This window comes from Paenibacillus sp. HGF5 (assembly GCF_000204455.1).
Classification (GTDB): domain Bacteria; phylum Bacillota; class Bacilli; order Paenibacillales; family Paenibacillaceae; genus Paenibacillus_AQ; species Paenibacillus_AQ lautus_A.
Map to the genome: position 1 here is coordinate 56,775 of NZ_AEXS01000146.1, position 12,610 is coordinate 69,384.

13 protein-coding genes and 1 pseudogene are annotated in these 12,610 nt (G+C 42.0%); all 14 read right to left on the reverse strand.

Annotated elements, in window-relative coordinates; translation table 11 throughout:
• Positions 1–96: 96 nt before the first annotated feature.
• Positions 97–2,991 carry an IPT/TIG domain-containing protein gene (locus tag HMPREF9412_RS23285; RefSeq protein ID WP_009594245.1) on the reverse strand — a complete coding sequence of 965 codons (2,895 nt, stop codon included), beginning with the start codon at positions 2,989–2,991 and terminating at the stop codon, positions 97–99.
• Positions 2,992–3,027: 36 nt separating this feature from the next.
• A complete protein-coding gene (locus HMPREF9412_RS23290) occupies positions 3,028–3,357 on the reverse strand; it encodes a hypothetical protein (protein WP_009594267.1) in 330 nt (109 codons plus the stop codon).
• Positions 3,354–3,740 (reverse strand): flagellar export chaperone FliS, encoded by a 387-nt coding sequence (gene fliS / locus HMPREF9412_RS23295; RefSeq protein WP_254664104.1) that lies wholly within the window; start codon positions 3,738–3,740, stop codon positions 3,354–3,356. The genes HMPREF9412_RS23290 and fliS overlap by 4 nt, the downstream gene beginning before the upstream one ends.
• Positions 3,741–3,778: 38 nt before the next feature.
• The gene (fliD, locus tag HMPREF9412_RS23300; protein ID WP_009594242.1) at positions 3,779–5,263 is read right to left on the reverse strand and encodes a flagellar filament capping protein FliD; all 1,485 of its coding nucleotides are present in this window, start codon (positions 5,261–5,263) and stop codon (positions 3,779–3,781) included.
• An 11-nt stretch (positions 5,264–5,274) separates the two neighbouring features.
• A complete protein-coding gene (locus HMPREF9412_RS23305) occupies positions 5,275–5,619 on the reverse strand; it encodes a flagellar protein FlaG (protein WP_036673250.1) in 345 nt (114 codons plus the stop codon).
• 69 nt (positions 5,620–5,688) lie between these two features.
• Positions 5,689–6,513, reverse strand: coding sequence for a flagellin N-terminal helical domain-containing protein (locus HMPREF9412_RS23310; RefSeq protein ID WP_009594208.1), 825 nt, complete (start codon positions 6,511–6,513; stop codon positions 5,689–5,691).
• Positions 6,514–6,678: 165 nt separating this feature from the next.
• Positions 6,679–6,915 carry a carbon storage regulator CsrA gene (csrA, locus tag HMPREF9412_RS23315; RefSeq protein WP_009594272.1) on the reverse strand — a complete coding sequence of 79 codons (237 nt, stop codon included), beginning with the start codon at positions 6,913–6,915 and terminating at the stop codon, positions 6,679–6,681.
• Positions 6,893–7,356 (reverse strand): annotated as a pseudogene (gene fliW / locus HMPREF9412_RS33715) (flagellar assembly protein FliW). The gene csrA and the pseudogene fliW overlap by 23 nt, the downstream one beginning before the upstream one ends.
• A gap of 72 nt (positions 7,357–7,428) precedes the next feature.
• Positions 7,429–8,004, reverse strand: a complete 576-nt coding sequence (locus tag HMPREF9412_RS23325) for a DUF6470 family protein (RefSeq protein ID WP_009594253.1) — start codon at positions 8,002–8,004, stop codon at positions 7,429–7,431.
• A 12-nt stretch (positions 8,005–8,016) separates the two neighbouring features.
• On the reverse strand, positions 8,017–8,910 hold the full coding sequence (gene flgL, locus HMPREF9412_RS23330) for a flagellar hook-associated protein FlgL (protein ID WP_009594233.1): 894 nt from the start codon (positions 8,908–8,910) through the stop codon (positions 8,017–8,019).
• A gap of 12 nt (positions 8,911–8,922) precedes the next feature.
• Entirely contained in the window at positions 8,923–10,494 is a 1,572-nt protein-coding gene (gene flgK, locus HMPREF9412_RS23335; protein ID WP_009594236.1) for a flagellar hook-associated protein FlgK, read from the reverse strand.
• A gap of 18 nt (positions 10,495–10,512) precedes the next feature.
• Positions 10,513–11,013: a flagellar protein FlgN gene (locus HMPREF9412_RS23340; protein ID WP_009594257.1), complete on the reverse strand. Its 501-nt coding sequence runs from the start codon at positions 11,011–11,013 to the stop codon at positions 10,513–10,515.
• Positions 11,010–11,306 (reverse strand): flagellar biosynthesis anti-sigma factor FlgM, encoded by a 297-nt coding sequence (gene flgM, locus HMPREF9412_RS23345; RefSeq protein WP_009594284.1) that lies wholly within the window; start codon positions 11,304–11,306, stop codon positions 11,010–11,012. The genes HMPREF9412_RS23340 and flgM overlap by 4 nt, the downstream gene beginning before the upstream one ends.
• Positions 11,307–11,393: 87 nt before the next feature.
• The gene (locus HMPREF9412_RS23350) at positions 11,394–11,804 is read right to left on the reverse strand and encodes a TIGR03826 family flagellar region protein (protein ID WP_009594229.1); all 411 of its coding nucleotides are present in this window, start codon (positions 11,802–11,804) and stop codon (positions 11,394–11,396) included.
• Positions 11,805–12,610 lie beyond the last annotated feature (806 nt).

Here is a 12,610-nt window from a genome sequence, read left to right on the forward strand (position 1 = left end):
TGGGAGATGATATTACAAAAAACAGTTAAATTAGTTCTCATGAAAATGAAAAACAGGGTGTCTTTTTAAAACACCCTGTTTTTCGGCCATTATTTATTATCGGTACTCGTAAGTAACAATATTACTCTCTTGCCCATCAGCATTAGTTACTTTGAGGTCAACTGAACCTATCGCATTCCCAGCAGGAACAACAAATCTTAATCTATTTGCTGAGTAAAGCTTGTTAATTGCCACTTCACTAGTACCAAGCATAATTTTAGAAGTAGCTGTAAAACCAGTACCATCGAGATAGACTATTGTTCCACCCTTAAGCGGGCCATATGCTGGACTAATAGCTGTAATGACTGGCGCTGCTGCTGCTGGTGGCGCATTATAGGTATAAGTTGTAGAAGCACGTGTGCCTGATTGAAGAGTAACTTCAATAGGAACTACTCCTGGTGTACTTCTTGACGGTACGACAAATCTAAAGCGAGTGTTACTGTAGAATTGATTTATAGCGACTTCAGCTCCATCGACAGTAAGTGTCATAGTCGGATCAAAATTTGTTCCTGTTACATAAATAATTTCCCCACCTGCTAATGCTCCATTATTAGGTGTAATTCCCGTTATTGTAGGTGTCAGTTCCAGGTACGTGTATCCATCAATTAAAGTAGCCTCTTGATCATCAGAATTTGTAATACTTACATTCACTGACCCAATAAACCCATTGGATGAAGGTGCTACTACTCGAATCTTAGAAGCACTATAATAATTGGTAATCGCAACTGGGGTATCTCCAATATGAATTATTGCTCCATTGTCGATACCAGTTCCTTCAATATATACCAATGTACCTCCGGTGAACGGACCACTATTAGGAGTAATAGCTGTAATTGTTGGCGGCGCCTTTGGTGGAGGTGCTAAATAAGTATAACCTCCAGTTGCAATTGCTTCTTTTCCATCTGGATTCACCACTTTAACATCAACCGAACCAGCTACAGTTGAGGAAGGCACAACTACCCTGAATCGACTGCTGCTGTATAATTTATTTACAGGAACCTCAACATCTCCAATGTAAACTTGCATTCCATCCTGAAAACCTGTTCCATCGATATAAATTATTTCTCCACCTTTAAGCTGTCCACTATTAGGTGCAATAGCGGTAATTGTCGGGTCTGGGAGAACAGGTGGAGCCTCATATGAATATCCCCCAGTAACTGTAGCTGTCTCGCCACTGTTATTAATAATTGTTATATCGACAGGCCCTGGAGTAGTAGAAGAAGGGGCCACAACTCTAATTTTCTTATCTGAATAAAAGGTATTGATAGGAACTTCGGTATCTCCAAATAACACCTTTGAGGTAGTTTCTAGCAGTGTTCCTTCGATATAGACAACTTCTCCTCCTGCTAATTTCCCACTATTAGGAGATATTGAAGTGATGCTCAACTTCTCAACAATTGGTTCATCGTATGTGTATCCTGCTGGAATAACCAGACTAGTACCATCTGGATTTTCTAGAGCCATATCTACCGGACCGGCCACTGTAGCAGGTGGCGCAACCACCACCACATATCCTTTATTATAGTATTTGGAACTAGTGGCATAATTATCACCAAATTTGACCCTTATACCATTCATGAAATAATCGCCATATAAAAATACTGACGTTCCACCTACATAAGGCCCGGAATTAGGTGTATAACTTGAAACTACAGGATCAGCAAGATATGTGTAATCTCCCGTAGCAAACTGTCCATCAGTATTAATAACCTTTACCGTAGCAGGGCCTTGATTACCTGCAACTGTCTTGATAACAAGCTGGTTCTCATTAATGTATTGTACGTCGGCTACTGTTTTATTTCCCATCATAACGGTTGGATTAGGCTGGAAGTTAGTACCGTTGATAGTGACCGTTTCTCCACCGAGCGGATGGCCAGTGCTTTTCTCAATTGAAGTTATAGACGGTGGAAGAAGCTTTACATTTAGCTTTGCACTTGGTATTGCTTTACTTCTTGCGGCGCCTGCGTAGTCATTGTAGGTAATTGCTGAGGCAGATGAGGAAACAGATAAACTACCATATTTTTTCTTATCTACCGGCCGAATCTTGTATTTAAACACTAAATCATTGTTTTTCAACTCCAAAAAGCTCCATGTTAAAGTATTGCCGTTTTGTACAGGTTGCGGAATATTATTATCATAGCTTCCTGGTACAATCTCAAAGTCCTCCGAGACTATATCTGATACAACAACGTTATATGCACTTGCTACCCCGATCTCAGCAACAATGGCAGCATATATTTCTGCTAAACCAGTGGAACCTAATACAAAGTGATGATGCGAGTTTGTCGTTGCCATCTGCTTAAGCAACTCATTCGGTGCACTTGTGTCAGGATTATCATTAGGTCCCAATAAAGCAATCGTGTAAAAAACAATACCTGCATCCTTTGCAGCTTGCGCTCTTTCCAGAGCCGCTTGAGATGAATTAGCTTCACCATCTGTCATAATCACGATGACAGGCTGTGCCTCAGGTCTATGGCTACTTAATAATGTAATCGCTTGGTCAATAGCATAACCCGTTTCAGTTCCACCTGAAGCTACAATTGGATCAATAAATTGTTTAGCAGCAGCTGTATCAGTTGTTAATGGAAGGCTGCTAGTCTCTGCTACAGAACTATATCCAACGATCCCCACCTGATGCTTAGTCATATCCATCAAGTCTATGAATCCTTTGGCTGCATTCTTTGCTGCATTAATTCGGTTATCTGTTTGCATACTTCCAGATTTATCAATAATCAAAATAACATCGTTTGGCATGATTACATTAGAAGGAGGCGTTCCCTTGATATTTAATGATACTTCTGCTTCTTCCTCAACTGTAATAGTTGTTGGATTAACAACCTTTGTCACGGATACATAATCTGCAACTGCAGCTTCTGACATGGTGAGAAATCCAAACATGCCTGTAAACACCAATAAAAATGATAAAACTAGTAGTTTAAAGTTTTTTCGCATACTCATACCTTCTTTCTTATTTAAATTCCTTCAGTATCAAGCCTTTTGATCAAAAAAAATAGACTCGTGTGAAGAAGGTTGTTGAACTACTATTTTTTCTTGTCCTTCTAATTTGTCTTTTTCTAGTTCTACAAACTCTGAAATGCGTAAGTTCATACTTTGCAGTTCCCTTAATATCTGATTACGTTCTGAATAAGATGGTGCATTCCTTTCTAACGCGTAAATAGATGAAAATAGCTGATCTACTTCCACCTCTATAGAAAGAAAATAATCCACGTCTCTTTTCGCCAGAATATCCCGGTAAATTTTATGAATCCTTTGAAGATATTCTAATTCCTTAGCATCTATCGGACTGAGACTGATCATAAGGAGTCCCCCGGTTTCAATGATTGTATTGCCAATTTCCACGTGTCAACCATCGATTGGCCGAATTCCAGAACTTCATCTAATATTGCTACATCTTTTGAAATCAAAAAATTAGCTAATCTATTATTATAGTACCAGTACAATTCATAAAGATTTTTAGATATATCATAATCCATATTGAGAGTAATAATGAGTTCATTTAAAATATCTTTTGCTTTAAAGACTTGTATCCTCATTTCATCAACAAGTCCTTTGGATAGAAGATTTTTTGATATCATAAGTTTCTTGCAAAACTCTTCATACAATATCAACGTAAGTTCTCCTGGACTTGCCGTTTCAACTCGGACTTTAAGATAGTTTAACTGATAGTCTTGTATGGACATGTATATCCCCTCTAACCTTGTAATGTCTAACCAATAAATTAAAGTGAACTTAATTGTGAACTTATCCACGAGCTTTGATTATTTAAGTTCTGCATTGCCTTTTCCATTGCCGCAAACTGTTTTTCGTATCTAGTTTGAACTCTACTTAGTCGCTCATTCATCGTGTAGATGCTTGAATTTAAGTATTTCAGGTTCTGTCCAATGGTACTAGAGTCAACTGTATCCGATAGTGAACTTGCCCCTATCTTGGATCCCATTTTAGAAATCGCTTGATCTAGATCAAGTTTAATACGCTCTGCAAAACCCATCTCAGATTTAAGTTTAGGATCGCTAGTCGATGTCGCCGTAAATAAAGCTTTAACTCCTTCCGGATCGTTTTGGAGAACCTCTTCCAGTTTAGCCACATCAATATGAAGCTTACCGTTCTCTTTATACGCATCCTTGCCACTGGCTGTAGTTATTCCAATGTAACTAAGCGTGTTTTTACCCTGAGGTAAACCCTCAATTGCATTCATGAAGGAGTGTCTCAAGGTTGTCAAGGTGGCTTTCAGCATATCATCATTACTCAACAAACCAGATTTAGCTTTCTTCTCCCATGCCGTAATTTCGCTCTCTTTCATTGCTTCTTTTTGTTCATCCGTTAAAGGCTTATAGTCCCGGCTTTTTTTCTCAACTAATTTTGAATTAACCGTGTCGATAATTTCGTTATACTTATTAACAAAATCCGTTATTTTATTAACAATAGTGCTCTTATCCTGTGCCACGTCTACAGAAACAGCCGTATTTGAAACTCCTTTGAGAGAGAATGTGACGCCATTAAAGGTAAATGAATTACTAGCCATTGACATCGTTGTTCCATTAATCTCAACTGAAGCATCTTTGCCATACGTAACAGCGGTCGTTCCCACTCCTAAACTATTCTTTAAAGCATCTGAATCATCTGTAATAGTAATAGCTGAGGATTTCCCTACTTGCTTAGTAGAGAGCATGAGTCGCTTATTTGCTTCATCATAGCTTGCAATAATTCCAGTGCCCGATTTATTGATATCATCCAAAATTGATTGTCTTGTTGAAGTAGCTGTAACTGTAATCGTCTTGGTTCCATCTGGACCTGTGATAGTGAAATCTCCTGGAGTAGATACTACATCTGTCAGGCTCTCATTCGCTGATAGCGGTTCACCTACAACAATTGCCGAAGATGCAAGGCTATTAACTTTGACAGAATAGCTGCCATCTATAGCCCCATTATTGGCCTGCGCTGTAACAACACTTGAATTATTTGAAGTAGCAGCCTTCTTATTAAACGAAGATTCAAATCTTAATCCATCGGTCAAATTTCTTAATGATGAGTATAATGTATTAATTTCCTTATACTGTTCTCTTTTCCACATAAGTAGCTGTTTGGATTGCTGTAATTTAGTAAGTGGAAGTTGCTCTACTCTCATTAAATCTTTAATAATTGAATCTGTGTCTAAACCTGATGCCATTCCTGTAAATTTTATTGTGCTGGTATTAATAGCCATATAACCCCTCCTTATCCGAGTTTTGTGTCAATAAACAAACCCATTTGTTCACATAAGTTATATACTAGATCCAACCACTTTTCCGGTGGGATTTCCTTAACAACTTCATTGGTCTGCGTGTCAACAAGCTTAACCATCATTTGATTTGTTAACTCGTGAAATGAGACCTCTAATCGCGTCTCAGTTTTTTCAAGCACTTGATTCCCACGTTCAATGAGCGCGCCTAATTTCTTTTCATTAACCTGCTGTAGAATCCCATTGTATGTATTCTGCCCTTCACTAGACACAACACTCTGTTTGTTTCGTCCAAGTTCAGGGAAGTTAGAAGGCATTTGAGAAAGACTCTCAATCCTCATCACAATCTACTCCCATACAATTTTATATAAAAAAAACCGACCGGGTATCCGGCCGGTTCTCTAAACCAATTAACGAAGTAATTGAAGCACACCTTGCGGTTGTTGATTCGCTTGAGCCAACATAGCAGTTGCTGCTTGTTGAAGAATTCCTGTCTTAGTGAATTCGCTCATTTCTTTAGCCATGTCTACATCACGAATACGGGATTCAGCAGCTTGCAAGTTCTCCGAAGTTGTCCCCAAGTTGTTAATGGTGTGTTCCAAACGGTTTTGAACAGCACCCAAGTTCGATCTCAATTCAGAAACAGTATTGATTGCCTCTGTAACTTTTGTCATATTCGCTTTAGCCGTAGCGTTCGTTCCATCAAGTGCTGTTAAACTTGTAGCATCCACTTTAAGAGTAAGAGCATCAGCAGCTTCAAATGTCACAGTAATTGTTTCGTCAGCGTTGGCACCAACTTGGAATACAACATCAGTAGTATCTCCGTTAAGCAATTTCTTTGTATTGAATTGAGTTTGCTCAGAGATCGAATCAATTTGTGCAGACAATTGAGTGATTTCCGTATCGATTTTAGCACTATCAGCACTAGTCAATGTTTCGTTAGCTGCTTGTGTATAAAGTTCGCCCATACGTTGAAGCATTGCATGAGTTTCATTCAAAGCACCTTCAGCTGTTTGGATCATAGAAATACCGTCCAAAGCATTTTTAGAAGCTTGCTCAAGACCACGGATTTGGTTACGCATTTTCTCCGAGATTGCCAGACCAGCAGCATCATCAGCTGCACGGTTAATGCGATATCCAGAAGATAATTTCTCTAAAGATTTGCTTTGTTGTGTGTTGTTTGTAGCCAATTGACGTTGTGTGTTGTAAGAAGCAATATTGTGATTAATACGCATGATATAATTCCTCCTTGGAATGTGTTGGTGATCAGCATCCTTGCTTCACCCTATTGTGATCGGGACATGGCGTTCGGCCGTCACTGCCATGTCTTTCGACCCATATTATATTTATCGGAAAGTTTGCTCTATTGTTTATAGCAGAATATTAATTTCTTAAAATATTTATTTCTTTTTTCTTGGAATGATAGTCTGTAATATATCTGAAATGTTTTCATTGAATTCAACCGCATTTTGATTCTGTTGCTTGATAGCTTCATAAATTTCTTCACGATAAATAGTTACATTCGCAGGGGCCTCAATGCCAATTCTGACCTGATCACCGTTCACTTCGATAACTGAAAGAACAATGTTATCATTAATCATGATCTTCTGACCTTTATTTCTTGACAGAATCAGCATCAAAATCAGCCCCTTTCTTCTCTCTTAACAATGGCTGCTGTGTCATGTAACCTACCTGATCTAAAACAATTTGTGCTGCACTATTATTAGACTTATTGATGACAATAGGCGCTTTTAAATTGCAGGATATATCATCTGCAGATCGGACTGTAACAATAACCATCACGATTATATCAGATTCATCAGAAGCGGCTAATGTTTCTATCCATTGTGGTTCAAGCCGAAATTCATATTCAGGAAAAAAACAAAAGGATCCGTAACAATAAAACTCAAATTTTCATTTTCTACCGACTGCAAAAATTCAAATGGACCATTCTTATCTTCAGATGGCAGTAAGACATAATTCTTCAAATCCCCGAATCCTAATATTGGACTCTCAAATACTATCATTTGATTGCTTTCTATCTCGATTTGACCGAATCTCTTTGTGTTAACAACCATCGTTGTTCCTCCTTCATTAAAAACAATAGCTATAATGAAACTAGTTTCATTATAGCTATTGTATATCTACAACTAGACAACTGCATCAAGCTGTTTACCCGTCGCCGACATAAATATAAAGTTTTGATTAATTAAATATGGGTTTACCTTACCTGGGTAGTAGTCTATAACAGGTTTAAACGTATCCGGGTTAAAGCTAACCCCCCCAGGAATATAGTTGGTTTGTACTTGACCCGGAATATAAGTAATATCCACATTATCATACCCCGGATCACCTGTTATCTCGACCCTTGGTCGTTCTTCGAACACATTATTTCTCGCGATTTCCGCAAATACATTACCACCCTCATGAGTAGCCATCATACGGTCCCCATTCTGGGCTATCTTTCCAATGTTCTGCATTGAAATCTGAAGAGAAGACTGTGCTATTCTATCTGTAACCTCTTCAAAGCGAGCCTTGCCTAAAGCTGACCACGCCTTGCGTGAATCAATCTCCAATGTTCCCTTAGCTTGCTCCACCTCTAGGATGGCCTTCTTCTGGGTCATATTTATGGATGGTCTAGGCTGTTCTATACTCTGTTGGCCCTTCGTTATTTGAAGACCAATTTGTGAGTATCCTTGCTGAATTTGTATCTGGGGGATATTCATATATATCCTCCTTTATCTTAGGAAATCCAACAAACTTGGACGAATGATTCTAGCCATAGTATCTAAAGAAGCCTGATAAACACTCTCCGATGTCTTGAGATCAATAATGACTTTGGAAATATCCGCATCTTCCACTTTCGATTGTAAATCCATGTAGTTAATGTTTAAATCGCCAAGTCTATTAAGAGTAAACTCCAGACGATTTTGTTTCCCCCCCATCTCGGCTTGAGACGTAATTGTCGTCTCCAAATTCTTTTGCAGTGAAGGAATGGCACTTTGTATACCTGCTGTATCGTCCGCCAGTAATGCCTTTTTAAAATTGTCTACCACAGCAAATATTCCCGAGGCGTCTCCGTAGGCTCCAAATACTTTTTCGCCCAACGTATTCACAGATACCGTGATTCCAGCACCAACTTGATACCTTACTTCGCCATTATCCAGGGCATATGCAGTTTGCGTTGGATCATCTGGGAATGGTCTCTCATCGGTTCTCTCACCATTAAAAATATACTTTCCTTTGAATTGTGAGTTACCAAGAGAAACAAGTTGCTGAAATAACTGATCCACTTCTGCTGCTATGTTTTCCCGTGCATCCGCTGGAACTGTATCCGTACCACCTTGAACTGCTAATTCTGAAAGTTTTTGAATAATTTGTGTGACCTCGGTCATGACTGTATCTCCGTATTTCAACCACGAATCCGCATCCTCCGCATTTTGCTCAAACTGCGTCGTAGCAGTAATCTGGCCACGATACTGGAGCGCACTGGCTACACCAACGGGATCGTCGGAAGGACGATTGATTCTGCGCTGGGTCATCATTTGTTCCTGATACTTATCCAGTCTGCGATAGTTACCTTGCAAACCACTCATCATGGAACTAGTCATCATGGATTGGGTTATGCGCATAATTTATTCCTCCTATCTGCCGACAACGCCGGTACCGTTAATTAATTTGTCCAGCATCTCATCAATGGTAGTAACCACACGTGATGATGCGCTGTAAGCATGCTGGAAGCGGATAAGATCCGACATCTCTTCATCAAGCGATACACTGCTAATGGATAGACGCAGTGTGTCTGCATGCTCAACCAACAGCGTGCCGTTCTCCACCATCTTGATGGCGTTACTGCTGTCCGTGCCTAATTTGGAGATGACGGACTGCAGGTATCCTTCAAAGTTCGTAATATCCGTTACCGCACCGTTACTGTTGTTCGGATTGAAACTAAACGTACGTTCGGACAATCCGGCGATCAGAAGCGCCATGCCGCCGTTACCTTTGAGAACGACCTCAGAGGTTGTTCCATCCGGATTGGTTTTCATTTCGGTCCGCAGGGAAGCCCCGATGTTCTTCAGATCAGATTGGATCGTCTGGCTTAATCTCATATTACCAGCCGTAATTGGCCCGCCGTTAGCAGAGACAAAGAAGTCGCCACCAGTTGTGGCCGGCTCATTGAGGGTATAACCTAACTTATGTAATCCGTTAAGGCCATCAACCGTATGCTTGGTATCCTCAGCGAGCTTACGTGGATTATTCGCATCCATAACCGCATTCGGTATGTTGACACCTGGAGGAAGAATAGTTCCAGCGGGCAGTGTCACTTCCACCTTTCCTGTAGCCAGTGTATTGGCCATAATGTTCAACTGGGTAATATACCCTTGAACATGTACATCTCGAGAGGTCACATAACCAGCAATCTCCCCGCCGGTCAATGCGCCGGCAATAGCGTTAGTAATTGGGGTGAACGTCATATCGTCAACCACGACCTGGTTGCCAAACGTCACTTGATAAACGTCCCCGGTCTCCGTGACATTGACGTTTCCGAGCAATGATAGCTGATCAACGAGCAGATCCCGCTTATCGCGCAGATCGTTGGCGTTATCGCCAAGACCCTCAATCCGTTTAATGCTTTGCGTCAATTCAGCCACTTGCTCAATATAGTTATTAGCTTCCGCTACCTTGGTGTCGATGCGGGATGTCAAGTTGTTGCTGAGCGTATCCAATTGGGAGTAAATATGGTTAAACGTCTCCGTCAAAGCGATCGCTTTCTGTTGAACTGCCATACGAGCAGACAAATCGGTGTCACTTGGATTCTTGCTCAGCGTCTGCCAAGCCGTCCAGAACTCTGCAATACTTGCGCTCAGGCTGCTGTCCGAAGGCTCGTTAAAAATCCCCTCAATATTTGAAAGCGTCTCTTGCTGAACGCTCCATGTCGACAAATTCGTGTTCTGATTGCGGTATTCGATATCCAGCAGGAAATCCCGAACCCGCTGAATACTCTCCGCTTCTACGCCCATCCCGAGCTGACCGGCCGCTTGAGAACGCTGCAATCCCGGAAAAGCGATCGGATTAGCTGCAACCAGGCGGGTTGTCTGTCGGGAATATCCCGGCGTATTCGCGTTCGTAACGTTATGACCAGCTGTGTTAAGTGCAGCTTGCTGGGCAATCAAGCCCCTCTTTCCGATTTCGAGCAAATGAAATGTGGATCTCATCTACATTTTCCTTTCTGCTTATGCCCTGGTATCAAACATGCTTCGGCCTTTGCCCGCCGGATTCTGATGTTGCGGATGCTGGTAAAGCATATCATCCTCCGGACGGCTGACTAATAAATTCAAACTATAATCTATGAATGCCAGAGACTGCTCAATCAATTCCCGGTTCATGGCATTCAGTTCTTTGAGCTCCATAAGCCTGTCCATCAATTGCTGCTGCACATTCTGCAGCTCTGTTTTTTCATCCGGGTTAAATACAAGACGAGTCATTTCAGTAACCGTCAGCTGAAGCTGGGAGCGGATGCCCTTCTCACGCAAAAAATCATCTGCGGCACCTTGACGCAGCGCTTCCGTTTCCGCCACCTGCTTCAGCAGGCGGTTCTCCTTGGTCATGACCGCTGTAAGACGTTCCACATCGTTATCCAGAATGGCTTGCCTTTTATCTTTCCCTGCCTCTATGAGCTGCTGATGCAGCTCATCCTGACGCTTCATATATTCGATTATGGATCTAGCACTCACTTGGACTCACCTGATCTATTGTAGGATTGAAAATACGGGAGTAATTTGTCTGCCAAACGATCAACCGGCACTTCATATGTGCCGTTGGTTACAGCTTCCTTCAAACGCTGGATCTTCTCCGCGCGTTCCGGATCCTGTACTTTACTCTGTGCACTCAGTTCCATCGCCTCCGGGGAGATTGATACTTCATCCTTGCGGCGTTTCTTCTTATCGATATGCTGCATCTCCCGAGATTCAATATTCCGTTGATACGAATTGATGCCGTTCACACGTCCCGATTCGTTAATCTTCACGCCCTATTCACCTCACTTAAAATAAAAGACCGATAAGCTTTACTAAGTTTATCGGCCGGATATGAAACATTGTTAATAGTTCAAAAGTTAGTATTTGCGCAGTTTATCGACTGCACTATAAGTCTCTCTGTCTTTGCGGGACCCAGGCTGATGTTCCTGGTCGCCGGCAGCCGCCTGCCTTAGCTCCCTCGTTAATCGCGTCCGGCAGGACTCGCACATATTGCTCTCGCGAATCAACGTTCCGCACACTTCGCAAGGATACGCCAGGTTCGGCGCGTTCGCAATCGAGATCCGGCCTTCCTTGATAAACTTCGTAATCTGCCGCACGGATACTTCCGTAGCCTCAGATACCTCATGGATGGTTGCGCCTTTTTGCTCACGCAGGAAGGTTGCGCATTTCTCGTATTCCTTCTCAATCACTTTCATGCATTCAGGACACATTTCCCGAATATTCACCGTATATAACTTGCCGCACCGAGGGCAATTCCCCAAATTCATGCTCAACAACCTCCATGCCACATAGAACCTTTGATACCCCTAGATTACATTATCTGAGGGCTTACGTCTATCATTCGAAAGGAGAATCCACATATTTTTCCTATTTCGGTTGTTTATGAGCGGGCCCAGGTTAAACTATAAATCTCGATAGGCATTTTCAAGAAGGATTCGTATCCTCGCAAAACCTGCGCGCAAGCGTTAATCGTACTCCCGGTGGTATAAATATCATCGACGAGTAATATACGAAGTGGCCCCATGATCGGTAATATCTCCTCTGGAGAACCAATATTCGCTGCGCCCAGCTTACTTATAGACCTCAACACTTCGGGTGCATGCTGTAACGCGCCAAAAACACCCTCCATATCCTTTAGCCGGTCCATCCGGCTCTTAAAACTCTGTTTATTCGTGTGACGGTTACGTTCCAGCAACGGAACATAAGGAGTTTTTATGCTAGCCGCAAGCCCCTTTGCCAGCACTTCCGCTTGATTGAAGCCCCTCTCCCGCAGCCTTTCCTGGCTAACCGGAACCGAAGTAACCGCATGTATGCTCCAGGGTACACTATGCGCGTTCCGCAAACGATGATCACCCAGACGGACGTTCGCCTCTCGATGGAACATCGTAAAGGCTCTCAGCATCATCTCGACCAAAAGAGGCGCGTACCGCTCATTCCCCCTATATTTATATTGGGCCAGCCACTCCCTCATCTGCGCGTCATAGGTTACCGCACTCCGATTCGAAACAAAGCTCCGATCGTTCACGCCTAATCGAGTACAGTCGGGACAACCGATTCCCCGCCCACATCGCAA